Here is a 26665-nt window from a genome sequence, read left to right as displayed (position 1 = left end):
TTTCACAGAAATAAATTGTGAAAGCGCTTACCAATACAGCTATTGAACAGGGGAGGTCATATCGTGCTTGCCATACTCGGTTTTGTGATGATGATTGTCTTTATGTATCTTATTATGTCTAATCGGCTTTCCGCTCTTATTGCTTTGATTGTCGTTCCTGTTGTGTTTGCCCTGATCAGCGGATTTGGCAAAGATCTCGGCGAGATGATGATTCAAGGCGTTACAGACCTCGCTCCTACCGGGATCATGCTGTTATTCGCCATCCTGTATTTCGGCATTATGATTGACTCAGGTCTGTTTGATCCCCTCATTGCCAAAATTCTATCGCTTGTCAAAGGGGATCCGTTAAAAATCGCCGTCGGCACAGCGGTTCTGACGATGACCATTTCGCTGGACGGAGATGGGACAACAACGTATATGATTACGATTGCGGCAATGCTGCCCCTTTACAAACGGCTCGGCATGAACCGTTTGGTGCTGGCGGGGATCGCGATGCTCGGTTCGGGCGTCATGAATATTATTCCGTGGGGCGGGCCGACGGCGAGGGTTTTGGCTTCCTTGAAATTGGACACGTCGGAGGTCTTCACACCGCTGATTCCTGCTATGATTGCCGGCGTTCTCTGGGTGATCGCCGTTGCTTATCTCTTCGGAAAAAAAGAACGGAAGCGGCTCGGTGTCATTTCAATTGAACACGCGCCGTCTTCTGATCCGGAGGCGGCGCCGCTGAAGCGCCCCGCTCTCCAGTGGTTCAACCTGTTGCTGACTGTCGCTCTGATGGCCGCGCTGATCACCAGCCTGCTGCCAATCCCTGTTCTTTTTATGATCGCGTTCGCCATCGCCTTGATGATCAACTATCCAAATGTCAAAGAGCAGCAGAAACGGATTTCAGCGCATGCGGGTAATGCGTTAAACGTTGTCTCAATGGTGTTTGCGGCAGGCATATTCACAGGCATTCTCTCCGGCACAAAAATGGTGGATGCGATGGCGCATTCTCTCGTTTCCCTCATCCCTGATGCCATGGGCCCGCATCTGCCGTTGATCACTGCGATTGCCAGCATGCCTTTCACCTTTTTCATGTCAAATGACGCCTTTTACTTCGGTGTGCTTCCCATCATCGCCGAAGCCGCTTCCGCTTACGGAATAGACGCCGCTGAAATCGGAAGAGCCTCCTTGCTGGGCCAGCCGGTGCATCTGCTCAGCCCGCTTGTGCCATCCACCTATCTATTGGTCGGAATGGCGGGCGTCAGCTTTGGCGATCATCAAAAATTCACTATTAAATGGGCCGTGGGGACAACGATTGTGATGACGATTGCGGCGCTTTTGATTGGGATTATTTCGTTTTAATTAAAAAAGGATTTCCGCCAGCGGAAATCCTTTTCTGTACATTATTTTTTTGTATAGCGCACCCAGTCATAATGAGCGTATAGCGGATTTACACCATTGTAGGAACCGAGCCAGTCATCGACACCTATCCCATTCCACAAGTTCATCATGATCTTTCCCGGGTTTGTCGGGATTTGGCTTGTCGCAGTATGTTTTAATTGCCCATCGACATACCATTTAATAGAGTTTGGCTGCCAATCGAACGCATACGTATGATAGGCATTGGCCGCGTCAAATCCGAGATCCCCAACCTTCTCATGGTTTCCCGCGCCATTTGTATAATAGTTAAATTGAACCTTTGTCGTGTCTTTTCCTAAAAATTCGATATCAATCTCATCCCAAGGAGTGCCATCCGTTGGACCTGTATAAGTGAAGAACGATGAAACGATCCCTGTGTTTTTAGCCGGTTTCATTCTGACTTCATAAAGTCCGTAGCCATAGGTTTGAACGGAGCGGTTCTCCCCGCAGTCAAACTTGTTATAAGACGGGCTTGTCAGCGCCAAACGCATTTCACCTGATGACGTCATTGATACATTATTTGCACGCCACGTGCAGTTGAACATATCTCCATTGGAATAACCATTTGCTTTTTGCCATAATCCGGAGTTATAGCTGTTAAAAGGTTCAAAAAACGATCCGCCTGTTTGAGCTGATGCAGTAGAAGTGATCGCACACAAACTCAAAAACAATCCAGTGACAAGAAGCAGCAGCACTCGTTTCATACGATAAAACATGTCGGCATTCCCCTTTCTTTGAAAGCGATTTCTTTATTGATCATACATGATTCTGTTAAAAGGGGACATCGGTCAGAATAATGATAATAATGAATCTTAAAAAAACCTAAATTACCATCAGCACAAACAGAAATGATCAGTGCTCATTGTAATTTAGGTTTTGCCTGCTTATCAGTAACAATCCTAACAAGATCATACGTAAATGAAGAAAAAAATGCCAACGCTTTCATTATGCTTATTTGACTACCCTTTCTATGTGAATCGTTAAATACAGCAGCTCGTCACTGGTGAGCTTGTGTTCATACGTCCTCTCAATGCATGTTTGGATTTTCTTCGTGCATTCATACGCCCGATGGTACTTTTCTTTCACTGTCTCCAGCAAAAAATCGTCCTGGCTTTCCATATGTGTGCCGTTAAAAAGACGCTGCGCGAAAAACTTTAAGTGGGTGACAAACCGATAATAGTGAAGTGATTCCTCGTTGAAGTCAATCTTAAAATGGTATTTTACGATACTCAAAATCTCTTGCATGACTTTTGTAATGTTGATGATATTGGGCATCTCTTCATTCAGCTCGGCATTGACAATATGCAGCGCAATAAAGCCTGCTTCATCCTCCGGCAGAGACACGCCAGTCTTGTTTTTTACCATGGCCAACGCTTGTTTGCCGATTGCAAATTCGTCTTTGTACAGCCGTTTCGTTTCCCACAGTAAGGCGTTTTTGATATCCAGCCCTTTCTTATTGCGCTGGATCGCAAAGTTAATATGGTCGGTCAGCGACACATAGATGCTGTCATTGAGCTTTTTGCCGAGCTGTAATTTCGCATAGCTGATAATCTCTTCGGATACTTCCATACATTCGATCGGGATATCATACAAAAGGGTTTTGAACTTTTCGGATACATCTTTGTTATCGAGCGTGAACACTTTCTCAATGCGGGCTTCATCTACCGGGTCTCCCGTTTTCTTTTGAAAAGCAATGCCCCGGCCCATGATAACCAATTCCTGATTGTCTTCTTTGAGCACACTGACAACATTATTATTAATGACTTTCGCAATCTTCAATTCTGTCTCCCTCCCGCCTGACCATTTACCTGCTACACCTTGATTTTACATCCTTTTTGAACTAGGTCAATATCTCCAGGTCAATCAGAAAACGCCGTTCAGAAATCATTGTCCAACGATGAGGCAGCGGCGCATATAATGCAGAGAACCGGTTTTTGGGAAGGAGCGTGTGTGATGAAACGGTTTTCGAAAGAAGAAAGCAGCTGGATGCTGTATGATTGGGCCAATTCAGCTTATTCGGTCATTATTATGACGGCGGTATTCCCCTTGTTTTTTAAAGCCGCGGCGGCGGAAAACGGTGTCAGCGCGGCGGATTCTACCGCTTATTTGGGCTATACGATTGCCGCCGCGACTTTTATTTTGGCGATGCTCGGTCCCGTCTTAGGAACGATTGCCGACTACAAAGGATGCAAGAAACGGTTTTTTGCCTTCTTTCTTCTGATCGGTGTGGCGGGCACAGCCGCGCTGGCTTTGATTCCCGGCGAATCTTGGATGCTGTTATTAATTTGTTATACGATTTCCACGATCGGCTTTGCCGGGTCTAATGTGTTTTATGATGCGTTTCTCGTTGATGTGGCCGCAAAGGAGCGGATGAATATGGTGTCCGCCAGAGGGTTTGGGCTGGGCTATATCGGCAGTACGATCCCTTTTCTCCTCAGCATTGCCGTGATTCTTTCAGCACAAGCGGAGGTGATTCCGCTGTCCGCCCAGGCTGCCGGCCGCATTGCCTTTTTGATTACGGCGGCATGGTGGGGGCTGTTTTCGATCCCGCTCCTTCTCCGCGTCCGCCAGCGCTATTATATCGAGAGGGAGCCGCGGCTTGTAATCAGCAGTTTTAAACGGCTGGCCGGCACGCTGAGGCAGATCAGGAAGCACCGGGCGCTGTTTTTGTTTCTGCTCGCCTATTTCTTCTACATCGACGGGGTCGGCACCATCATTACGATGTCCACGTCATACGGGGCTGACCTCGGCATCAGCGCGGCAAATCTGCTGATTGTTTTATTTGTCACTCAGGTCGTCGCCGCGCCTTTTTCGATTTTGTATGGGCGGCTGGCCGAACGGTTTAAAGGAAAAACGATGCTTTATGCCGGAATCGGCGTGTATATGATTGTCTGCACGTATGCTTATTTTATGGATTCCGCTTTTGACTTCTGGATTTTGGCTATGCTTGTCGCCACTTCCCAAGGAGGTATTCAGGCGCTGAGCCGCTCTTACTTTGCAAAGCTTGTCCCCAAACAGAACGCCAATGAGTTTTTCGGATTTTATAATATCTTCGGCAAGTTCGCTTCGATTATCGGCCCGCTTTTGATTGCCGTCACCGCCCAGCTGACCGGGAATTCGTCAGCCGCCGTGTTCAGCCTGATTTTGTTATTTGTGATCGGCATTGCCATCCTTGCGTTCGTCCCCGAGGAGACGGCGTAAAAAAAGCCTGCGCGCGGCAGGCTTTCTTTTTTATTTCTTGGCTTTATGGACTTTCAGTTTTTTGCCTTTGACCGTCGTATTTTTCATGATGTCAAGAACGTGCGGGCCTTTGCCGTTCAGAATTTCGACGTACGATGCGTTGTCCAGAATCGTGATAATCCCGATATCATCGGCTGAAACGCCGTCGATTTTCGCAATCGTTCCGACAAAATCGACCGCTCTGAGTTTTTTCTTTTTCCCGCCGTTAAAGTACAGTTTCATGATGTCTTTGCTTAACTGTTCGCTTTTGTCTGTTTTGACGTCTGGGCGGGCGTTCAGTTTTTCCGCAAAAGCTGCTTTCCGTTCCGCTGTTTCTTTTTCTGACGGTGCTTCCCGCTTTTGGATGCGGAAACCGATATATGTCTCAATGTCATTCAGAAACCGCGCTTCAAACGGCGTCACAAACGTGATGGCCCGGCCGCGGTGTCCGGCGCGCCCCGTTCGGCCGGTGCGGTGCACATAGCTTTCTTTTTCAAGCGGAATATCATAATTGATGACGAGGCTGATGTTTTCGATATCAATTCCTCTGGCGGCAACATCGGTCGCAACGAGATAGCGGAACTCGCCGCGCTTGAACTCGTTCATAACGTCAAAGCGGTCTTCCTGCACCATGCCGCCGTGAATTTTATCGCAAGGATAGCCCAGCCTGTCCAGCTCATCGGTTAACTGGATGACTCTTTCTTTTGTCCGGCAGAATATAATGCAGCTGTCCGGGTTTTCGGTGATCAGGACATCACGCAGCAAAGATGTTTTGTCCTCTTCTTCTGTTCTGGTGACAAAATGCTCAATGTCTTTTGTCGTCAGGCCTTCCGCTTTTACTTCAATCAATTCAGGGTCTTTCATATATGTGCGGCTCAGCTTCTCGACGTCATCCGGCAGCGTCGCTGAAAACAGCATGGTGACTCTGTTTTTCGGCAGATGCTGAATGATGGCTTCCACCTGTTCAATAAATCCCATATTCAGCATTTCATCCGCTTCGTCAATCACCACATACGCCAGCCGTTCAAGCGGCAGCGTCCCTTTTTCTATATGATCAAGCACACGCCCCGGCGTTCCGGCAACGACGTGGCTTTTTTGCTTCAATTCGGTTTTCTGTTTGTCAAAAGAAGCTTTTCCGAAAACCGCCGTGGCTTTTATCCGTTTGAAACGGCCGATATTCGTGATATCTTCTTTAATCTGCGCCGCAAGCTCGCGGGTCGGCGTTAAAATCAGCGCCTGCGGTTTGTTTTCCTCCCATTCCGCAAGCTCGCAGATCGGAATGCCGAAAGCCGCGGTTTTGCCGCTGCCCGTCTGCGATTTGACGACGAGGTCTTTTTTTTGCAGCGCGGCGGGGATGACGCGCCGCTGCACTTCAGTCGGCTCGGTGTATTGCAAGCCATTCAGCGCCCGTCGGATTTCGGGGCTGATCGCATATTCATTAAACTCATTCATGACTAAACTCCTTCTCTGTCCGGCTCCCCTCATTATACGCGAAATGCCGCCGCTTTACCCTGACGTTTTGCCGGGCCATTCGGGGGACTGCTTTTTCTTCATGTCAAGCACGACCCACTTGGCGCAATAGAAGCTCATTCTTCCTTCCCCGTCATCGACATAATAGCGTATCGATTCCCAGCCGCCGTCGACCGGGCTGATATCCAGATGGATGTCGGTGATGCTCTCCAGATCATCCAGCCGGGCAGCACTCACACCTTCAAACCGCAGCACAGCATCATACTGTCCATCAGCCAGCTTCACCTCAAAAACCGGGATTTTATCATAATACTCGTTATACCCGTTATAGAACATAAACTCCGTCAATTCAAAACAACCCGGCGAATCCGGCCCCAGCAGAACTGCTTTCTCATGTTTGTGCCACTCCATTTTGTGCCTCCTTCTTTTCAGCTGTTTCATATTGACGGCAATAAAAGCGGAACGTTTGGTTCTCCCACTCCTCCACGAGAAAATGCTGTCCCTCATCTCCGTCAGCAGCAGGATCAATTGTTACAATGCCTGAACCAGCAGCATGACTCTCCATTTCTTTTATTTGAACGGAAGAAACGTCTTTGCATATGAGCCTCAAACAAATGAGCTGATGTTCATACTCGAAGGAAAACACCAACTCAATTACAGAAATCTCTCGTTCCCGGAAAAGGCGGAATTCTAAAAGCTCTTGAATCAGCCACTTATTCTTTTTCATTTTCTATAAATTCTCCTATAGAAGCGGCATACAACTCAACATCGGCAGTCTCATGATCCCACAAATAAACAGTCTCCTCCATTACACCGTCCTTCTTTTTCAAGCACAGCTTATCTCCGGTTCCGTTGTCAGCAATTACGATCATATCGTCGGGCATGCTCTCTTCTCTGCACACACTGTTTTGCCTGATCACATCATCCCAAGTTTTCTGTAAGCGGCTTTGTTCACGGATAGGAAAAAAAATCCATCCTCCGATTTCCGCAGGGTTCTTTTTATGAAGCAGCCGTTTATACGCTTTCGGAAAAGACGCTCTCAAGCTTTGTTCCGCAGCTCCGAACTCTTCTTCTGTCATCCTGTTATTCCTCCTCCCGTAAAAGCATGAGATTCATTCACAAGCTGTCTTCACTTTTGAAATAAGACAGGAGCGTTTCTTTCTATCGCCCTTATTAGCGGTGAGCCAAATATCGTAATGGTTTGCTGCCGCGGATCCCCCAACAGCCCCCACTGAAACTCCTGGTGAATAAAGAAACCATAGTCTCCGTTTGGAATAACGGGGACAAGCCATTCACCGAATTCATCTTTATCAATTGGCACATGAGGATTAAATAGATAACATTCATGCTGCCAGTCCAGCGCATACATAAACTCATGCTTTAACGTACAAGATTGAAATGCCTTTAGAATCTGCATCTCTGCATCTTCCAGAAAACCGATACCATTGAATCCTTGAGATACATTAAAGACTTGAAACGGCTTCGGAGGTTTTATTGAAGCAAATGTACTGTACGGTTTCCATTTCACTGCGCGATTCACCCTGCGCCACAACTGCTCTGTCTCCTCCTCACTCAAACCATGCCAATTCATGTATTCTGCCTCCCGCAGTTTCAAACGTTTCACCTCTGCCCTTCCTTTTTTAAAAGCCGCCTGTCAGCTCAGCAAGTAAAGCCTGTTGCTCTCATCAATCCCCGCAGCCTTATCTTGATAAGCAGCCACTTGCGTAAAACGGAGAGGTTTTCTTGAGATTTTATCAGTGAGCTGATATTCCCCAGCCTGTTTTGTCATGTTATGAAATTTTAGCGCTTTGTCAATTTGGCACGAAGCTTGATTCCGAATCAAAAAATAATATGATGAATCTTTCTTGAATTGTGCACTAAAGTCAAAGTCCGCCCTATGAAAGCTTAACGTTTCGCCTTGCAAATCGACCTTCCGAATATAATCTTCACCAAGCGTACGATAATGAAGATACATGGCATCTTTTTTTGCATACGCCCCGTAAAAATGATCAATAAGGTGCGGAGCCGTACGGAAAGTATCACTGCAAGATTTCCAAGTTCCGTCTTCAAAGGGAAAGCGGGCCACGCCTTTTGAACTGATATCGTCGTCCAGGCAAGAAAATATTCCCGCTTCATCGTAGCCCAGCCACAAATTATTCGCAGAATCGACTGTCATTGACCGGATATAACGTCCCCCGTAGAGCGAATGATAAAACCCTTTGAGCGGGTGCCATATATAAATATTCGGATCTTCCTGAATCACCCCATCTTCATAGTCCTTATGAATAAGAAACAAAAATAAATCCCCCGATTTTTGAACTCCGATTATATTCATTGATGTTTGAATTTGATAGCGATGACGTAAATGTCCATCACCGTTCCGGAATATGAAAATGTGATTGATATATTCTTCTTTCCGCACTTTTTCCTGAGCCAGTACGATGAGTTCCGCTGCATTCATGGACAGAATGATTGGGCCGCTTGTGTTTATTTTTGTATTGATTCTTGTAAAGACTAATTCCGACATGAACGCACCCTTTCTTCATGTATTCCCGGTTACCTATATCCCTGCATCCAATCTTTTAATTCTTCAATCGTATGCAGATACGAATCAGGCGAATCTTTCAGATCAAACCGCTCAAATACACGAGCATCTCCCAAACGTTTTCATCCTCAACCTCCGGATCATGTGCAGTCACGTACCCCCACGCCCAATCCGACACTTCTTCCCTTACCGCTTGACCGTTCAGGATCAGATCAGCCTTCTTCAGACATTCTGCTATTGTTGGTTCTTTCACGTCAGAAGCCTGCCTTTCTTGTTTAAAATGCTGACCAACAGCCCTCTCACCCGTTCATGCCGCCCGATTTCCCGGCTGAGCTCCGGATAATCCGTTAAAGCATTTTTCAGCTGCGCATATTGAGGATACAGCTCAAAAAAGGATTTATATAAAGCTTTACGCTGCCGCGCAGGCATTTGTTTATCTGCCAACACAAAATCTAAGCTGCCGCAGATAAGCGCGAAATACTCATAAAAATCCCCCGCGCAGTCAGCCCCCTCAAAGTCTTCTTCAAATCTCCCAGCATCTGAAGGCAGCGGACCCTCTAATTCTTTTTTGTGTAATTTCAGGTTTTGGATGACGTCATCATTTAAAGAATATCTGTTGGATTTCATCATCTCATTTTGACACTTTCCAATTACTGATATCCCGCTTATAAATCCCCGAATTCGAGACCGCGTAAATGGCATTGCCAGTCAGCTTTAGCTGATGCCCGGAAAGCTCATGACCATCCGCATCACAGCACATTACCTCTTGCATCGGCAGACTGACATCGGCCGGAATGAGAGACAGTGAATGATCATCTTTGCATACCCAAAACCCGTCATCAGAAATCGCTAGCTGGTCGTAAACCCCGGAATATGTTTTATCAGAAATAATCCAAACTCGTTTCACGTCGGTTTCATCAAACGCAGCAATGACTGTATAAGAGTAATACAGCATGTAGATCAGTCCGTCTTTTTCTGCAAGTGCATAGCAGTCATCTGCCGCGGGCGCATATATTTCTGAAAGCTGCTGATCAATGTGAGTTTTCTTTAGCTGCCCGTCTAAAGTGAAGCACAGCACACTGTGCCCTTCAGGATTTTCATCACTATAAATACCTTCATCACTTAAACCGATCCACAGGTTTTGTTTTTCATCCAAAAGACTGCATGAAACCCCTGAAGGCAGAGAAAATGCACTTTGTTCTGTTCCTTCTGCTGAAAATACTTTCACTTTATACTCATGCGATTCAAAGAAAATCAACACATACCAGTCAGCCGAACTCTGTTGAAACAGCATAATATCCTCATACGGGATTTGTTCATCGATATGAATCACTCGCGTATCGCCCGATTTGTCGATGATCGTAAACGAAAGCCCGTCATTCTGATGCCGTCCGAGATACAGATGCCCGCAGTTATCAAAATGACAAAAACATCCTTTTACTGATTCTTCGACTATCTTATTCATTTTTATTTTCATGTCATTTCCCCTTGTACTTATAATGCGCCGCGAGCTTTTTTTGAAATTCATCCGAAACAATCTGATCCGGGAATACAACAGATACCCAGTCTAAAACACGGTCGTCTAAGGGCCTCCATGATCCTAACGTTTTTCCCGCAATCTCCTGATCAATACCTAGAATACAGATTTCAAAATCTCTCTCTCCGTAAATCGCCCACTTTAAAGTCGGTGAAGCCCATACGACGCGGGATGCAATATTCATTATGCTGTCATTTTTACTGTGCTTTGGATAATCAGTTAAGATTGAAAGATATTCATCTTCGGTTATATTTAAAGGAATCTTTAACCAGTTAAAATATCCGAATTCCTCGTAAAACCGATTCATATCATCCGGTTGTGTCAGAACAGCCATTAAGATAAATTCATCGTGATGATGATGCGCCAAACTTTTGAGCATTTCCCAGCCTTCTTCAGACAAGACCCAGTGGAATTCTTCGAATAGATAATAATGTTTTCGTTGTTTAAAAACTTGTTCGGGCAACGCTTTGTCTTCATGAAATAAGGAATATATTCGAAATTGAAAGACTGCCGATTCCTTTGTGTTCTTTATAAAAAAGGGATGCATCTTGTACCTCTTTTCGGCGGTTTACACACAAGCTCACAGCCGTATTCTGTGTGAAATAAACAGACAGAAAATGAGAAGGACGGCTCCACTAAAATAAAGCTGTTAGAAAGCAGCCGGCCTTCAAAATCTATAAAATCCATGAGACAGTGCAGATGACTTGCACAATCCTTCAGCGCACATTTGATAGCACCGACTTCATTACTATACGGATGAAACAGATAAACAATATCATTCATCCGTTCAACCCCCGTATCCGCAATGTTTTCTAAAATAAGCGATATGGCTGTCTCCTTGTCGCTTATATCAACTTCACGCACTGCACTTGGGAAAGAATTCGATAATATAGTCTCAAATATCTGCCTGCTTTGTTCTGCCTCAGCTAATTGATAAACAAACCCTGATTCTTCACAAGATCTTAGCGAGGCACGCACCTGTTTCATTAAAAAATGCCTCTTGTTTTCCTCAAGCTTGTCAATTAACTTTTCTCTCATCACTGAACACTTCCTTACAGGATATTTTCATTCTGCCGGCATGTATGCTGCATAGAAGTAATCAATACTTCACCAGATATAAATCGTTATCATGAAAGATAAACATGCGGTCCTGTACGGCTCTGTACGTTGTTTCTCCTTTTCTATCAATACCGTGTATCATGACGTCAGTCTCTGATAAGCCTTTGTTCTCTTTATGAAATGCAAATAGGGTATCCTCGTGACTCTGAATCAGCAGCACCCTTTTTTTCGAAACGGATAGCTGATCACAATAGGAGTATTGATCGCCGTCCAGCACATATTCTGCAACAGTACGAATTCTGTCCCGTCCAATCTGATAATGCCCGATGATACAGCAATCCTCTCCCTCGAAACATACATACAAATCAGATTTGATCGATTGTACGGCATAGCACTCATGCATCATTTCTTTAAAATCGTCTTTAAAATAAAACGTTCTGTCTTCTGCATGAAAAGCAAATATCGCTTTCCCTTGAGGGTTTCTCTCATCATACATACCCTCGTCCGTTAATCCGATCCATAGTAATCCATCCTCACCCAGATGAAATACATTGGCGCTTAATAGAAAAGAACAAATCGGATTGATTTTATTACTGTTTACGCAGCATACGGCTAATTGACACGTATGATTTTCCAGGTAAACGATCACGATAGTGTCATCATACGAATCAACCAGATAGAAATGGGCATCTTCAGAAAATCCGTGTAACTCTTTTTTGATTAAAAGAGAGCTGCCTTTCATAACCTCCAATATTACTTTGTGATCATGCACCGACACAATAAACACTTGATCATCCCGACCCGCATTGAAATAGATGATGTGCTCTCTTTTATATGACCCAACCCGCTCCGCGGTAAGTTCTAACATCAGCAACACTCCGTTGATTAGGAATCTGGAATTTATATTAAATTAATCAATGATATATAAATCTGCTGCATCGTATTCAAACCAAATGATTTTTTCATTATTTTCAGTAGTTACATCAACCTTTTGAGTGTTCAGGTTCATGTAGGACTTATTTTTGGCAGGGTTTGCTATTATAACTACAAAGTCATTGATCGATGCTAAAAAATATAATTCATCCAATAAGTGATCTGCCATCAATTCTTCTTTGGTTAGGACACATTCAACATGAATGAACTTTTTCGATACAGTATTCATATTTATCATTTTCTTTTCAACCTTCTTCTTCCATCCTTCAATAAAAGAAGGTGATGCCATTACTTCTATCAGAACTGTTTCGAATTCTAAGTCATTCATTAATTGAGAAAAAGTATCTTTACTCACTAGATCACATGAATAAATCGAATTGTATTTAAGCGGATTAATCACATTCAGATTCCCTATAGCCCTCAATGATTCTTTTTGTAAATTTAAAGGAGTGTTCATGTTTACCTCCGTAAACGGTTTCGTTATGTAAGAAAAGAGAGGCTGGGAACCTCTCTTATTTGTTTATTTATGATTTCGGATGATACGCATAAAATGATTGGTCGTCAAAGCGAACTGTTTCAGCTTCTACAGCAATCAGCATGCTGTTCATATTTATAAGAAAATTAGCATTTGATTGATACTCCGGAATTACAGCATTTGATAGATTACCGATTCCTTCCGGGTGGTAACTCATCTCAAATACTTGCCAATTGTATTCTTCCGGATCTATTTTTTCTAATCTCATATCACCAATATCTGCACTAAAATAAACAGATGCTGCATTTTGAAAAAGAATGTTATGCGTACATTCGGCTTTATTTTCAACGACCTGAATCTTAAGTGAAAGCTCTTTTTTAAACACATGAAAGTCAAAATGAAGGACAGCGCACCCTCCGTCTATATAATCTACCCATTCATTAATTGTCTTGTACACCGTTTATCTCCCTAATAAAGTTTTGGAGTCTTTGAGATCTGATTTTAAAGTCTTCACGAAAATTTCTAGCTTTTCTTCATTACAGTTCAATTTATAGAAGGTTGTATTTGAATGATTCTCCATAAATCTAATGATAAATCTGTAATGTTCGTTTTCTTTATCAATACTTAGGATAAAAAATGGTTCAATTGTTTCTAAACGTATCCTGTCTTGATTGCCTGCTGATAATGCTTCAATATCTGATATCAGCATTTTATATTCACTTTCTAATAAAACGGCAGAGTAATCGCGGGCGATTGCTTTATTATGTTCCAACAGTTCAAACGTTGTTGAGATAAATGGATCATCCTTCGCCTCATGATACCTTCTCGGTGTTATTTCAAGTTCCAGACAACCGTCTCCGATTTTGGCCATGCTGTCTCCTCGTTCTCTACTTAATAGCTTTAATTTAGTAGTAAATGATTTGAATGACGCTCTGGAATTCAAGCTAAGTTTAAATCGATTGTCACCTTTTACTGTCTCAGTTCTAATCACCTACCCACTTATTATCTATAATTTTTTTTAAAAAGCCTGTTAACCAAAAGATGATCAACAGGCTCATCTATTTTTTATTTAATGCCATTATTTAATAATGTTTATAATATTTTCCTTATGTCTAGATCCTATTCTGATTGTCTCGGAATCTGTTATTTCTATATGATAAAGAACATAATCCAGTAAATCTTTAATAATTGTTTTCTCTGCTAAAGGGGCTCCATTTAATATATCTTTTAACTCAACATCTTTTTCCAATAAGATTATATTTTCATGCGCAATTATTGTATTTTTGTACTCTTCTGCTGAGGTTTTTATAAATGAGATTTTTTTATTAAACAAAGTATTTGTTTTTAAGCTCGCTGAGAATATACAAGTATCACTATCTTTATTTGAAACAGAGTAAGAATACATTGCGTATTGTTTATTTTCCATATTTTTTAATATAACAAATATTAAATCCTCTATTGTTTTATACTCTTTTTCAACCGAATCATAGTCATTGAGAGTTGATATTTCATAAAAATAGTACATTTAATTCTCTCCTTCTATCTTTTATACACTGTAAATCGTATGAGATAGAATAAGTTCCTTCGTCGTATTGGTAGCCTGTTAGCGGTAGCGCTTGTCTTTTACTTCGTCTCAGCGATATGTTATTCCCACGTGTTCCGTGTGTAGTTTGGTTTTTATCATATAAGATAAGAGAGGTTGGTAACCTCTCTAAATCTCTTCTCTAAAAATAACTAAAAGAAGCCATAAATTACTCTTTTAATATTTTTATTATATCTGTAGCTTCTAAAAACAATTGATTTATCTTATCTTGGATTTCTTTTGCTATTTCCTCTTCACTTTCTAAATCTGTTAAATATCCCACTTTCCCCGAAAACAACCTTCTTTCACAAATCCATATATCTAAATGGTCTATACAATAGCCATCTTCATTATCATGAAAGTCGGTACCATCCAAATAAGCTACAGAAAAAAATATTAATGAGTTATAACTATTCTCAAAACAATCTGAGGGCTGTACTTCGTTTCCTATTACTTTTTCGTCTCCGACTCTTCCAAAAGCAGCTTCAATTTTCAATCCCATTTTTCTAAACTTTTCTTGATTGTTTTCTATTTTGTTTAATGCGATTCGTTCAAATTGTTTTTCTATTTGTAAGATTTCTTTTTGTGTAATAGAGTTGAGATTGATTTTTTTCATATTATGTCTCGTTCAGCATTCAAAACATTTACTACTGTCAGTATCTGTACAGTAAGTATCCTTTAACATTAATTGCAAGAATGTAAGGAATCAGTCTTTTACAATTCATTCTTTATGATTTCTTCCATTGACATTCCTGCAAAATATTTATAGAGAATAGATTCTACAGATGAATGTCCAAATATACCTAATGGGTTAGGGATGTCCTTGCCTGTTTTCTCATCTGCCTCTGCTAATTCATCTTCTGATGCAAATGAATCGCCTTCACTTATGAGATATTTACCGTCTTCATATAAAACAAATTTCAATTGAGAATGACTGTTTTTCTCTATTATCTCTTGAGGCATCTTGGATATTACTTTCCAATCTCCTTGCAGAAAACCTGTGTGCCCGGTATTAGCCGCAAATATTTTCTTATTTTCTTCTTTCATTAGACGAATGATTTCTTCTCTGCTAAGTGTATTTTCAGTGAAAATATTATAATACTGAATAAGAATGTCATCGTCTTTATTTTTTGATAGATCACCTTCAATGACCCAAGCATAAGTATACTTCCCGATCTTATCCAAAGGTATTTGAATAACAGCTCCCGGTGTTACTTTAGCTATTGGTTTCACTTTCCTGGTCGTTGGCTTTATTTCTACTATTCGCTTATCAACTAACTCTGTGAAAGAAGAATCTCCATTTGTATTCATTACGGTAACTAAAGTTGCTAAGAATTCTTCTAATATCGGTTCTCTATCCAGCTCCCTCTTATATAATTCACAAAATTTCTCTACAGCATCAAAACATATATCTAAGCCTTCATCACTAAGTAAAACTTTCTTGTTTTTATATTCTTCTTCCCAATATCCCAATAGAACGGCCTTCTTTCTTTTCTATTTCATACCGCTCATTCCCTGAATAATATCGTGTCTGAATTCTGTACGCCCAGAGGTTAAAAAGGTTTCCTTCATCAACTACTCAATATCGTAATCCTCCCACTCCCTCCAGTTATTATTTACATCACCTACATCAACTGAACCTGCGCCTTTTTCAAGATATTGCGCAAATGATTGAAAAGAAATTAATTGGCTTGGATCTGTTAGGTAATCAGGATATTCCCAATCCTCTGTTTCGAATACTCCTTCTGCTTCGCTTTTTAGATCCAGTATATTTAATAGTTTTTTTGGCTTTATCCAAAGCGCCTCTCTAAAAGAAGCATCCTCAAACAAATTCCTGAAATAAGTTTTCCAAGCCCTTTCTTTTGTACTCTTTTGGAATTCATTTCTTTGGTGAATATTTACGCAATAACGAGACTCTTTAATTTCAATTTCCACTACTTCGCTTAATTGTTGAAAATCACTTTCACTATATGTTATTTTCTCACCTGCTTCAGTCTTTAAGGCGAAGTCATCAATTATTATCGATTTGTAGTTGTCTGAAAAACAGTTACTATAGGTATGAATAGCCAGAAAAGGTCCTTTAGAATCTACTTCGAAGCAATGAATTGCCAGTAACCAATTGTCATCATTTAATCTTAATAAGGTACATTTACTCCCAACATAATTAGATTCACGCCATTCAAAAATTGGTCGGTTTAATTCACTAAATTCATCATCTAATAGGCTAAGAATTTCTTTACTTTTAATCAAAATTCATTCTCCTTATTAAATTATTTTTATATTTTATCTTCCACATAATAATTTATTTAATATATAACGGATTATTTCCAATTACTGCATGTCTATAATATCTTCAAAAGTATTGAACAGAATCTGTGTGTGCCCATTTTGGCCACTCTGTGTTACCATCATCATGTTTTTGAATATATGCTATCTCTTGACGGGAAATTGCTTCGGCAATTGATTGAAAGAAAGGAGACAAACTAGGCAAATCTTTTTCTCCTTCTGGATGCATCCATAATTCTGTTGAATACAATTGTTCATACTCCGAAGAGAGACCCGCTATTTCCAGTTGTTCTTGTTTCGTCAGCCAAAGTGTGTCAAGAAATAATCTATTTTTGGTCATATGCCTCAAACATGTAATCCATTCATTCTTTGGGGAAATCTTATCTTTTATTTCCTGCTCAATAAAAAATTGAAATGTTTTCTCTCTAAGAGACACATTGATTTGTTTACTTGTAAAACCCGATTCTATATCTTCCAATTCCAGCAAATTTCCTTTTTCATCTGCAAATAAAAACGGTTCATCATCTAAAAAACTTACTTCATTATTTGTTAATTGATTACCCACCGCATAAAAATCAATAGCTGGTCCCAATCTCGACAATCCAAACAGCTGGAACGTTAAAAGCCAGTTATCTCTTTCAATAAAAATCGAAAGCTTCCCTTTTGCGAAGTCAAAATTCTCATTATCAAGAAACGGAAACTCTTCCTTATTGAATGAATCGTTAAGCAATGCGAGAATGGCTTCTTTTTTTCCACCCAACATCCTCACCTCCGTTGATGTCTTTTTCTCAGAATAGCACTAGTATATCCTCCTTGTTTTCGTGAACAAGTTTGACAATGAGGATATAGCCTTTGTCGCTGGCCTTTCTTCCTTAATTTTGATACTGGTTGGTGATCCGCAATCCAATTTCTGCTTTTAGTTCCAGGGTGCCTTCTACCACAAGTATGACAGCCATATTTATTCCCAATTTTGTTTAATACTCTTCTTTCCTTTTTATTTAACCTGCTACTTGTACTTCTTGCAGGAATTGACCTTCTAGCGTATTTACCAGGTTTTAAATACTTCTTGGCGGCCTTCGCAAATCCCAAAGCCTTCTTAGCACCTTTAAACACTTTCCCGGGCCCAAAGTTCGAAGCCGCTGCCCAGGCTGCACCTCTCCATCCTTTACCTGATTTATAGGCCTTATATCCATCATAGGCTGCAAATCCGGCATTTACTACAAGCCACACCCAATGCCCATCCGGATCGACGTTCATGACTGGGTTGTTGTTTCCGTATGCATACCCATTCTGATCCAGCGAATCGCCGTCACTGCCCGGGTCTGGGTCTAGTGATAAGAACACGCCGTTTCTTGGTTCGTAGTAGCGGGCCATGAGATAGTACAGGCCGGTTTCTTCGTCGTATTGGTAGCCTGCGTAGCGGTAGCGGTTGTCTTTTACTTCGTCGCTCGCTTCGGTTTTTGTCGGATTTCCCCATGCATCGTATTGATATTTGGCAACGGTTTTTCCGGTGCTGTCTGAGATGGCGATGACGTCGCCGTGTGCGTTGTAGTGATAGAAATATTTCTTGCCGTTCTTTGTATAGGATAACAGCTGGCCGCTGTCACCGTACGTGTATGATTTTGTGACGTTGTTGTCTGCGTCTGTTTCATACAGGACATTCAAGCTGTCTCCGTCGTAGAAGTAGTTCGTGACGTTTCCGTTGACGGTTTTTTGGATTCTGTTTCCTTTTTCATCGTATTTGTATGTTGCGAACGGCTTGTCTTCGCCTTTTTTCGTGACGGCGGTCAGGTTGTCTTCCGCGTCCCACGTATATGTGTATTTGCCGTCGGATGTGCGGTTGCCGTTTTTATCGTAGGACAGGTCTTCGTCATTCACCTTCGTCAGCTGGTTCATGATGTTGAAGGATGCGTTGACTGATTTGCTTGCGCCGTCCTTTGTGGTGGTAACATTTGTCCGGTTGCCGAAGCCGTCGTACGTATATTGAATGACGGTGCCGTCTTCATGAGTTTCTTTGACGAGCTGGTTGAGCTTGCCGTATTCGTACTGCACCTTTCCGCCCGCTGAGCTGTCGATGACCGTGCGGTTGCCGTTGGCGTCGTATTCATAGCTTTCCCGGAAGATGCTGCCGCCGTTTTTCGCTCCGATATGAAGAGAGCTGACGAGATTCCGCTCATCATATGAAAAACTCGTGCCGACTTCATTGCCGCTGATGAATGTCTGGACATTGCCGTTTTCATCGTAATCAAATGTATAGGCTGAAGTGCCGTCTTTCATTTCAATCATTTGATCAAGTTTGTTGTACGTAAAGCTGTTTGTTCCTTTTTGGCCGCCGTGGCTCCATGAGAAAGTTTTCAGCTTATCCGAATCAGCCGGATACGTCCAGCTTTGGCTGCCGCCGCGGTCGGTTAATTCGGTCAGGCGGTTTTTGTTGTCAAAGGTGCGTTTTTTCGTTGTATTTTGTTCTTTGTTTGTGACCGACGTTTCATTGCCGTTTTTGTCATAGGTAAAGTTGTATTTTTCAGTGCCGTTATACGCTTTTGACTTAACCCGGTCGGTGCCGTCATAGGTCAGCGACACTTCATTGCCGTTGGCGGAAACGGTTTTCGTCAAGTTGCTGTTGGCGTCATATTCACTCTTCAGTACATTGCCGAGCGGGTCGGTTGTTTTGACGAGCTTGCCCATGACGTCATATTCATATTGATAGGTCTGGTCTGCGCCGGCCCGAATCGTTTTTGTCAGCTCATTTCCTTCCTTGTCATAGCTGTGAAGGATGGATGTGCCGTTTGACAAGGTCAGCTTTGTCAGCTGGTCGGCCTGATCGTATTCGTAGGCGGTTGTTTCGCCTTTCGCGTCGGTTTCAGACATTTTCTTTCCAGTCTCGTCATATGAAGCAGTGCTTGCATACCCTAGTTCGTCTTCTTCTTTTGTGACGTAGTTTCCTTTTTCGTCATAGGTGTTTTTCGTCAGGATGCTTCCTTCGATTAAACGGATATCATCAAACCACGCCGTTCCTGTGGCGCTTTTTTGGAACAGAATGCTGAGTTCGATTTTATTGATCGGCTTTGTTTTCGGAATGACTGCCGCTGCCCGGTTCCATTCCTGTGTCCCCTGCGGGAATTTGGCGGTGTAGACGCCCGTCGTGCCGTCCGCATAAGTGACGTCAGCCTGAAGAGCGTAATCATTGTCATTCGTAAATTTTACGCCGTCAGCCTTGGACATCCCCGTCAGCGTGATATATACCGGCTTATCGTCCGCGCTTTGGCCTAATGTAACGGTTTGTTTTGCGGCCGCATTGGCTTGTGATGCATTTGTGCGGGACGCTTTTAATGAGCTGTCATCATCGAAGCCTTCATCAAGGTCAGCGGCGGCTCCGCTTGTGCTCCAGCCATCTGTTTTGGCCGTGAAACTGCTGTTTTGCACCGGGTTATAGCTTGAAGAGACTTCGCCTTTTTCCAGCTGAACCTGATCAAACCACGCTTTTCCTTTACCGTCCTTGTCGTTATGATCCACTTCCATATAGACGATGGCTTTTCCTGCATTGGCCGGTGTTGTAAAGGTGATCTGCCGTTTCGTCCAGTCATTCTTTCCGGCTAATGCGCCTGATTCATTGTGAATCCATTGAATGCGTTTTTGGTCTTTGTCACGCAGATCAATGTTGAAATACGCTCTCGCCTTCGTCAGATCCGTTTTGATCTGGCCGCTGAGTGTATACGTCGTATTCGGCTCAAGCTGCACTTCCTGCGTTGCGGACGTATGGCCGTGCTCTGTTCCGGCTGAAGCGGATTGTGACGAGATCTCCAATGCTTTTTGTCCGGACAGCGCGCCGCTTCTTGCTTTTACAGATGCGATGCTTCCGCTGTCTCTCGTAGCAGTGAGATTCCAGCCAAGCTTTGTTCCTTCAAAGCTGCCGTCTTTCAGCAGACTCGCCGAAGCTGCCAGCTCTTTGCTTGATTGAATGAGATTTCCGTACTTGTCATACACGGCGGCGGATGAGGATTTTCCGCTTTGATCCGTTTCAGAAACGGCATCAAGTCCGTCGTACGCAATGTCAGTGACGTTCCCCTCGGTGTCCTTCATTTTCGTTACGTCATTGTTTTTGTTGTACTGATACGTTTCGGTGCCGTAGTTGTCTTTTACGGCTGTGACGTTGCCGTCTTTATCATATTGATAGCTTTCTGTCGCTTTGCCCGCATCCGCGTCGTTCGGATCGGTGTCCTGAATGACGTTGTTGCCTTCGTATACAGTGTTGGTCGTGATTTTCAGCCCTTCGGCATCATCGATCATCTGAATCGGGTTGCCCGCCTCATTATAGCCGTACTGCACTTTGCGGCCGTTCGGCTGCGTCATGAGCAGCGTTTTTTTGTCCGCGTCATAGCTGTAGTCGTACGTTTCTTTTTTCGCATTGACGGCTTTGGCCAGACGGTGGCCGCTGTATTGGTATTCAGTGAACAGCGGTTTGTCATCCGTGCTGTTTGCGGAATACTGCTTGACGAGGCGCCCTTCGGCATCATAGTCGTAGCTTGTGACGCTGCCGTCAGTATCCGTCACCTTTTTGAGAAGGTCTTTGTCATATGAATATGAAATCTTTTTGTTTTTCGGCCCTGTAAGAGATGTGACATGGCCGTTTTCATCATAGGTAAATGTCAGCTTGCGCCCTGATGCGTCTGTTATGGCGGTCAGCTGATTGCTGTCGTTATATTCGTATACGGTTGTGTTGTTGTGTCCGTCAACGATTTTTTGGAGCTTGCCGCCTTTTTTGCTGAAATAAGCGTTCGTCTGATCTTTTGTTTTTAATACAAATTGGTCGCTTGTTTCCGTCAGTTCGAGATAAACGCCCGTCGGCGGCTGATACGTGCCGTCAGATTTTTTCGTGAAGACATGTGTTGTCGCGTCCTCATCAATATAAACGGCTCTGCCGTCTTCAGAAAGGATCGACGTTTCCGCATCGGCATACCAGCCTTGGCCGAACATATGGTCAGAGCTGTCAAGACTGTTGAATGTCCGGGAGAGCCCGAGCCCCGGCCCGCGTCCGTCGATTGACATATCTTCCTCATTGACGATGACATTTCCCGTCGCGCCGTTCAGCTGTCCGTCCGGAATGTCGATAATAGACCAGAATTCTTCCGTTCCGAGGAATTCCGCCCCTTCATGGAAAACAGGGTTAAAAGGTGCCGTCGGTATGCTGTCACCGTTTGCGTCATAGGCGGTCAGCGTGAAGGAATAGTTCTTCTTCCCTTTGTAATTGCCGTTTGCGTTTTCGTAAACAGGTGAAGGGTCAAGCGCCAGTTCGCCGCCCTTTCCGTCCGTGTGAAGCTGGAATCTTCCCGCTTTCACTTCATCGGCTGACGGCCAGATGCGTTTGTTTTGGGTCGTCCAATGATCGGTATCCCCGACATCGAATGATTGATAATCTTTTCCGTTGTAGATGTTGATTTTGTAGCCTTTGGCGTTTTTGACTTTATCCCATATGAGATTGACATAACCCGTTTGGCTGGATTTCGTGTTCGTATAGACATAGCCTGTCAGGTTTTTCGGCTTTGCGATATCAGGCAGCGCCGGACTCGCTTCCGGTGAGGCGATCGCTTCTCCGTCTTTGTTATAAGCAATGACTTTAAATCCGTAGGTTTTCCGGTTCGCATCTCCGCCGGCGTTTTTATAAACGGGGCCCGGGTTGATCGGCAATTCCGCACCTTTTTTGTCTTTCAGGTGAAGCGCATATTTTCCGGCGCTGATTTCCGCCTTTGTCGGCCAGATGTTTTGATCTTTTGTGGACCAGGATGTTTTATTTCCGAGGTCAAGCGTTTCAAAGCCTTTGCCGTTAAAGACTTGCATTTTATACCCGGCTGCGCCTGATACGGCTTTCCAGGAAAGATCAAACCAGCCTGTGGCGTTGTTGTTATTAAAGCCTTTCGTGCTCGGTTTCTGAACTCTTCCAATATTCGGAATGACGGGCTTGGCGGCCGCAGACATGGCGCCTTCTCCCTGGTCAAACACCGCGCTGACCGCGACCCAGTAATTTTTACTTGCCGGATAGCTGCCGCCGGAGTTTTTATAGACCGGCGAAGGATTAAGCGCTAATTCACTTCCGCCTTTTCCGTCTGTATGCAGCTTATATTTGCCGGAGTCGATTTCCGCTTTTGTCGGCCAGATGTTTTTTCCTTTTGTGCTCCAAGAGGTTGCATTGCCGACCGGAATGGCCTGATATTCTTTCCCGTTATAAAGCCAGACTTTATAGCTTTTGGCGCCTTCAGCTTTTTTCCAGCTGATATTGAAAAATCCTGTCGAATCTCCGTTATGATACGCTTTGACAGACGGCGTGTCCGCCTTCGGAATCGTGTATGTCACTTCAATGTATGGTTTTTTAGCAGAGTTTGCTGATGACATCAGCTTCTTCCAATACTCTTTTCCGTTTCCGTTTGTGTGAAGCTTAAAGCCGTAATTGGCGCCGCCGCTGTTCCACGACTTGACTGCGGAGGTGACATCGAAGCTTGCCCATTGGCCTTTATAGACCTCGGCTTTGCCGATGTTTTTGGAGCCCGGCTTGTTCTTCCACGTAATCTTGGCATTGTCGTAATTGCTGTTAACGGTGTCGAGCCAAAGCCCCGTCGCTTTTGATCCGTAATAGGAGTGGGCTGTGTACGCTTTGAGCGTCGCTTTCGTCACCGTCATGTTTTTGATCGGCTTTAGATTATCAAACTTCATAAAAGCGTAGTTCGTTCCGGTTGTGCCGTCATAATATCCAGTTTTCAGCACGTACGCTTTCAATCCGGCGTCCCATTTCTGCGAAGCGGCAGAGTAGTTTGTCGTCGGGTACGCGCTCATGACAAAGGTATCGGATGACACAGATACTGATGTTGAAGGGTCAATAGATACCGGATAAACCCGCTTGGGATCTTTCAGCCATTTTTCATCGGCCGTTACATGGAGCAAGTAGCCTTCGCTGTTTTTTTCAAGCTTGAAGCTGACATTTTCTGACCTGTTGACTTCACCTGACTTTTCGTCGAGATCTGAGTCGGTCATAAAGGGCTTCGGCACGGTGTAGACGACATTGTCTTTATCATCAGAAAACGCGATAGAGCCGTCTTCCTGTTCTTTAGCCTGAAGGTCGGTTTTGATTTGAAAGGTGAAGGAATTGTAGCCTTCATATTTGTGAAGCACAAGGTCTTCTTTTATGTTTTCGTTAAATGTGTAGGTTTGTAAATCAATTGCAGGAAACACTTGCTGATACGTAAGCTCGTTGCTGTCTTCCCTTACTTTTGCTGAGGCATCTGTCGGAGTAATTGCAGCCTGATCGGGGCCTTTTGCGCCGGTTAATGAGTATGTGAGCTTATGATCATTGTGTTCAAATGTAGCGTATAATCCGTTTTTCATTTGCTTCAGAAAATCGGAATTCAGCACTGTATTTTCCGTTCCGACTTCCTTTGAGCCGGTTTTCAATTCAGGAGAAACGTCTTCCCAGTCCGCATTGGCGGTTTCTTTCGTATGAATGGGGTCTGTGTAGATTTCCTGTTTGTACACACCCTCGCCTTCATAGTAAAGCTTTGAATTCTCAGTTCTTTCAGACGTGATCTCACCGTCTTGATTGATATCTTTTTGATTAAACGGCATCTGCTCGGGTGCTTTTTCCGCCGGAAGATCTTTTTCCGGGTCTGCGGCCGGAATGTCGGCGGTTTTCGCTTGATCTTGTTTTTCACGCGTTTCTGCCGCAAATACATCGGCAGGCGCAATGGAAATCATAAGCGTTGCCGCAAGAGTGCCGGCCAGCCATTTTTTCCACTTGTTCTTTTTTCCTATTTTCATAGGTTCTCCTCCTTCTTTTGTAATATAGGCTTAACAATAGTAATATTATTGAAATTGTTTATCAATATTTTCCTAGGTATTTAAGGTTATTTTAAGGATTATAGGGATTTTGAACCTTTTATTCATATAAAAAAACCGCCGGCTGCCGGCGGTTTTTCGTATTATGGATAGCGGAGATTTGTATTTTGCGCTCCCGCGTAGGATTGGGCGAAGTTTTTGGCGTCCTGGGCTGAAAGGGTGCCATAGCTGTAATTTGATCTCGGATTCCAGCCGGTGCGCGGTGATTTCGGGGCTTTGAGCGACGGGAATGAACCGGTGTCGGTGAATTGGGCCGTCCCGTAGTCGTCTATCATTCCGCCTTTTTCATTTCCGTTACCGAAGTAGTTGGCTTCTGAGAAAACAGTCGCGTTTGTATGAATGGTGAATCCTAAATTGAAATTGGTCACATAGTTGTTTTTCGCGTGAAAATAGCCGTATCTCATCAGGCCCGGTGAACGCACATAGACGTTATTAAAATAGTTGTTGGTGATCGTCATATGCGGATAGCCGATATAATTGCGTCCTTCGTTATCATCATTCGGATAACCGAGAATCAGGCCGTACAGATGGTCTGTGAATTTAGAGTTAGACAGCGTCACAAAATCCGCTTTGGCGCCGACATACAGAAGCTTTCCCAAATCACTGTGGCTGTTCGGATTGTAGCTGTGTCCTTCAAACCACACGTGGTCAATCCAGTAATTCTGTCCGTTCGCTATGTACATCGGAATGTCGTTGTTGCCTGTAATGGCGGCACTATGGCTGATAATGAGATTTTTGAAAATCACATTGTTTGAGCCGGAGCCGGTGGTCAGATAGATGTTGGTCAGCCTGTGGCTGGTATAAGAGCCGACGATGGTTTTATTGGCGCCGACTGTCACGACGGCTTTACCCGGGGAAGAAATATCACTTGTGATGACGATGGTTTTGCGATCCGTTCCGCCCGCATTGTTTTTCAAATCATTGAGATTGCTGACGTAGACGACGGGGCCGCCCTGGCCTCCCGATACGGCGGATTTTGCTTTACCGTTATGATCCTTCGCATTGCCCGCGAATCCGGTAAGTCCCTGCATCACATCCGGATAAGCCGCTGCCGCTTCTGCCTGCTTTGATGCGGAACATACGATGGCCAGACAAAGCGCAAATCCGAATGCAGCCAAGAAAGCGAGATGACGCGTCTTTTTTATCATGCCCTTCACTCCTTTAATTTCTTAAATTGTAAACACAAGAAGTATTATACAATTACTATCCTCTTTTTCCATGATCTGTTTGTCTGCTTTTTCGTTATGGCTGAAAAGCCCCAAAACAAAAAAAGCAGCCGATACGGCCGCCTATATACGGGTGCTGTCTGCCTGAGCTTCCGAAGGCACGGCTTTTTGCTTTCGAATCAGGGACAGCCCCATTCCCGCAAAAATCAATACAATCCCCAAAGATTGATAAAGGTCAGGGCGAAATCCCGTAAATACGGTGTCGAGCACAATCGCCACCGCCGGATCAAGAAATACGATGATTGAAATAAACCGGGTGGATAAAAACCGCAAGCTGTCAAAAAAGAGCAAATACACAATTCCCGTATGAATGATACCGGTCGACACAATCATGATCCAGTTCACATGCGACAAATCAGAAAAAGCGCCGAAACGGACGAACGGAAGAAGAATGATAACGCCCAATCCGGTCTGCAAACAGGTGACGGCGTATGGGCTGAGGCTGTTGATGCCTTTCCCGGCCAGTGTCGTAAAAGCATAAAAAAGGGCGGCCAGCACGGCCCAAATAATACCCGATCCCATCAGCTGAGAAAATGATGTACTTCCGTTGATGCCGGAAATCAGGGCGGTGCCCAGAAAACAAATCACGATGGAACTGACGGACACAATATGCAGTTTCTCCCGGTATATAAGGCTCCCTAGAAGAAGGACGAGAACCGGAGCCAAATGATAAACGGAAATCGCTATCGTCACTGATGTCTCCTCAAATGATTTAAATAAAAACACCCAGTTCAGCACGAGAAAAAATCCGCAGGCCAGTGTCTGCAGCACCTCCCGCCGGTTCCATTGTTCGGTGCGGTACCGTCCGGAACCAAACCAGCAGACGCCCAGAAACAATGAGGCGCACAGACATCTCACAAAGACCAGTTCAATTGAAGGCACATTCGTATGTTCTGAGAAAAAGCCGATTGATCCGAAAATGACCATGGAAATGACCATTTTGATGACGGCATTTGATGTTTGTTCAGCTTGCATTGATTTGCTTCCCCCATATCATTGACTGTTTATTCAGACAAATACTAACAGCCATTTTACTTGATTCAGAGGAAGA

At 43.6% G+C, this 26665-nt stretch carries 26 protein-coding genes and 1 pseudogene; 2 read left to right on the top strand and 25 right to left on the bottom strand.

Going from position 1 to position 26665, the window contains the following annotated elements; all coding sequences use genetic code 11:
- The first annotated feature begins 63 nt into the window (after positions 1 to 63).
- Positions 64 to 1344: a citrate transporter CitH gene (gene citH / locus D5S11_RS11280; protein WP_108725237.1), complete on the top strand. Its 1281-nt coding sequence runs from the start codon at positions 64 to 66 to the stop codon at positions 1342 to 1344.
- 41 nt (positions 1345 to 1385) lie between these two features.
- On the opposite strand, the gene bglS is transcribed toward citH, so the two are convergent.
- Positions 1386 to 2117 carry a beta-glucanase gene (gene bglS / locus D5S11_RS11275; RefSeq protein ID WP_047936309.1) on the bottom strand — a complete coding sequence of 244 codons (732 nt, stop codon included), beginning with the start codon at positions 2115 to 2117 and terminating at the stop codon, positions 1386 to 1388.
- A 235-nt stretch (positions 2118 to 2352) separates the two neighbouring features.
- The gene (licT, locus tag D5S11_RS11270; RefSeq protein WP_047936310.1) at positions 2353 to 3180 is read right to left on the bottom strand and encodes a BglG family transcription antiterminator LicT; all 828 of its coding nucleotides are present in this window, start codon (positions 3178 to 3180) and stop codon (positions 2353 to 2355) included.
- A 171-nt stretch (positions 3181 to 3351) separates the two neighbouring features.
- Here licT and D5S11_RS11265 point away from each other — a divergent pair, with 171 nt between their 5' ends.
- On the top strand, positions 3352 to 4602 hold the full coding sequence (locus D5S11_RS11265) for an MFS transporter (protein ID WP_096335160.1): 1251 nt from the start codon (positions 3352 to 3354) through the stop codon (positions 4600 to 4602).
- Positions 4603 to 4632: 30 nt separating this feature from the next.
- On the opposite strand, the gene D5S11_RS11260 is transcribed toward D5S11_RS11265, so the two are convergent.
- The 23 genes and pseudogenes from D5S11_RS11260 to D5S11_RS11150 all read right to left on the bottom strand — a co-directional run bounded on the left by D5S11_RS11260 (position 4633) and on the right by D5S11_RS11150 (position 26589).
- Positions 4633 to 6072, bottom strand: a complete 1440-nt coding sequence (locus D5S11_RS11260; protein WP_047936312.1) for a DEAD/DEAH box helicase — start codon at positions 6070 to 6072, stop codon at positions 4633 to 4635.
- Between the two features lie 54 nt (positions 6073 to 6126).
- On the bottom strand, positions 6127 to 6501 hold the full coding sequence (locus D5S11_RS11255; protein WP_015240865.1) for a hypothetical protein: 375 nt from the start codon (positions 6499 to 6501) through the stop codon (positions 6127 to 6129).
- A complete protein-coding gene (locus D5S11_RS11250) occupies positions 6482 to 6817 on the bottom strand; it encodes a hypothetical protein (RefSeq protein WP_015240866.1) in 336 nt (111 codons plus the stop codon). Before D5S11_RS11250 ends, D5S11_RS11255 begins: the two co-directional genes overlap by 20 nt.
- Positions 6804 to 7169 carry an SMI1/KNR4 family protein gene (locus tag D5S11_RS11245; protein ID WP_015240867.1) on the bottom strand — a complete coding sequence of 122 codons (366 nt, stop codon included), beginning with the start codon at positions 7167 to 7169 and terminating at the stop codon, positions 6804 to 6806. Before D5S11_RS11245 ends, D5S11_RS11250 begins: the two co-directional genes overlap by 14 nt.
- A 50-nt stretch (positions 7170 to 7219) precedes the next feature.
- Positions 7220 to 7681 (bottom strand): DUF2716 domain-containing protein, encoded by a 462-nt coding sequence (locus tag D5S11_RS11240; RefSeq protein ID WP_015240868.1) that lies wholly within the window; start codon positions 7679 to 7681, stop codon positions 7220 to 7222.
- A 63-nt stretch (positions 7682 to 7744) separates the two neighbouring features.
- Complete coding sequence (locus D5S11_RS11235) at positions 7745 to 8512, bottom strand: hypothetical protein (RefSeq protein WP_227590173.1); 768 nt, start codon at positions 8510 to 8512, stop codon at positions 7745 to 7747.
- Between the two features lie 134 nt (positions 8513 to 8646).
- Positions 8647 to 8888, bottom strand: a pseudogene (locus D5S11_RS11230) (DNA-binding protein).
- Complete coding sequence (locus D5S11_RS11225) at positions 8885 to 9265, bottom strand: YxiJ family protein (protein ID WP_015240871.1); 381 nt, start codon at positions 9263 to 9265, stop codon at positions 8885 to 8887. The pseudogene D5S11_RS11230 and the gene D5S11_RS11225 overlap by 4 nt, the downstream one beginning before the upstream one ends.
- 1 nt (position 9266) lies before the next feature.
- The gene (locus D5S11_RS11220) at positions 9267 to 10112 is read right to left on the bottom strand and encodes a hypothetical protein (RefSeq protein ID WP_015240872.1); all 846 of its coding nucleotides are present in this window, start codon (positions 10110 to 10112) and stop codon (positions 9267 to 9269) included.
- A 1-nt stretch (position 10113) separates the two neighbouring features.
- Complete coding sequence (locus D5S11_RS11215) at positions 10114 to 10719, bottom strand: hypothetical protein (protein WP_047936313.1); 606 nt, start codon at positions 10717 to 10719, stop codon at positions 10114 to 10116.
- Complete coding sequence (locus D5S11_RS11210) at positions 10701 to 11210, bottom strand: YxiF family protein (RefSeq protein WP_015240874.1); 510 nt, start codon at positions 11208 to 11210, stop codon at positions 10701 to 10703. The genes D5S11_RS11215 and D5S11_RS11210 overlap by 19 nt, the downstream gene beginning before the upstream one ends.
- A gap of 61 nt (positions 11211 to 11271) precedes the next feature.
- Complete coding sequence (locus tag D5S11_RS11205) at positions 11272 to 12099, bottom strand: hypothetical protein (RefSeq protein WP_047936314.1); 828 nt, start codon at positions 12097 to 12099, stop codon at positions 11272 to 11274.
- Positions 12100 to 12141: 42 nt separating this feature from the next.
- The gene (locus tag D5S11_RS11200; protein WP_015240876.1) at positions 12142 to 12621 is read right to left on the bottom strand and encodes a hypothetical protein; all 480 of its coding nucleotides are present in this window, start codon (positions 12619 to 12621) and stop codon (positions 12142 to 12144) included.
- Positions 12622 to 12688: 67 nt separating this feature from the next.
- Positions 12689 to 13096, bottom strand: a complete 408-nt coding sequence (locus tag D5S11_RS11195; protein ID WP_025285511.1) for a YxiG family protein — start codon at positions 13094 to 13096, stop codon at positions 12689 to 12691.
- 3 nt (positions 13097 to 13099) lie between these two features.
- Positions 13100 to 13510, bottom strand: coding sequence for a WapI family immunity protein (locus D5S11_RS11190; protein WP_032869335.1), 411 nt, complete (start codon positions 13508 to 13510; stop codon positions 13100 to 13102).
- Between the two features lie 207 nt (positions 13511 to 13717).
- Entirely contained in the window at positions 13718 to 14164 is a 447-nt protein-coding gene (locus D5S11_RS11185; RefSeq protein WP_032869333.1) for a hypothetical protein, read from the bottom strand.
- 226 nt (positions 14165 to 14390) lie between these two features.
- Positions 14391 to 14837: a hypothetical protein gene (locus tag D5S11_RS11180; protein WP_047936315.1), complete on the bottom strand. Its 447-nt coding sequence runs from the start codon at positions 14835 to 14837 to the stop codon at positions 14391 to 14393.
- A 98-nt stretch (positions 14838 to 14935) separates the two neighbouring features.
- Positions 14936 to 15694 carry an Imm26 family immunity protein gene (locus D5S11_RS11175; RefSeq protein WP_108725236.1) on the bottom strand — a complete coding sequence of 253 codons (759 nt, stop codon included), beginning with the start codon at positions 15692 to 15694 and terminating at the stop codon, positions 14936 to 14938.
- Positions 15695 to 15796: 102 nt separating this feature from the next.
- Positions 15797 to 16471 (bottom strand): DUF7003 family protein, encoded by a 675-nt coding sequence (locus D5S11_RS11170; protein WP_047476019.1) that lies wholly within the window; start codon positions 16469 to 16471, stop codon positions 15797 to 15799.
- Between the two features lie 103 nt (positions 16472 to 16574).
- Complete coding sequence (locus D5S11_RS11165) at positions 16575 to 17270, bottom strand: DUF7003 family protein (protein ID WP_047936317.1); 696 nt, start codon at positions 17268 to 17270, stop codon at positions 16575 to 16577.
- Positions 17271 to 17272: 2 nt separating this feature from the next.
- The gene (locus D5S11_RS11160; protein WP_108725235.1) at positions 17273 to 24310 is read right to left on the bottom strand and encodes a DNRLRE domain-containing protein; all 7038 of its coding nucleotides are present in this window, start codon (positions 24308 to 24310) and stop codon (positions 17273 to 17275) included.
- A 161-nt stretch (positions 24311 to 24471) separates the two neighbouring features.
- Complete coding sequence (locus D5S11_RS11155) at positions 24472 to 25536, bottom strand: polysaccharide lyase family 1 protein (protein WP_032867891.1); 1065 nt, start codon at positions 25534 to 25536, stop codon at positions 24472 to 24474.
- A gap of 141 nt (positions 25537 to 25677) precedes the next feature.
- Positions 25678 to 26589 carry a DMT family transporter gene (locus D5S11_RS11150; RefSeq protein ID WP_108725234.1) on the bottom strand — a complete coding sequence of 304 codons (912 nt, stop codon included), beginning with the start codon at positions 26587 to 26589 and terminating at the stop codon, positions 25678 to 25680.
- Positions 26590 to 26665 lie beyond the last annotated feature (76 nt).

The sequence above is a fragment of the Bacillus sp. L75 genome, assembly GCF_003676355.1.
Classification (GTDB): Bacteria; Bacillota; Bacilli; order Bacillales; family Bacillaceae; genus Bacillus; species Bacillus velezensis.
The sequence above is the reverse complement of the archived record's forward strand: the minus strand, read 5'-3'. Positions and strand labels throughout refer to the sequence as shown.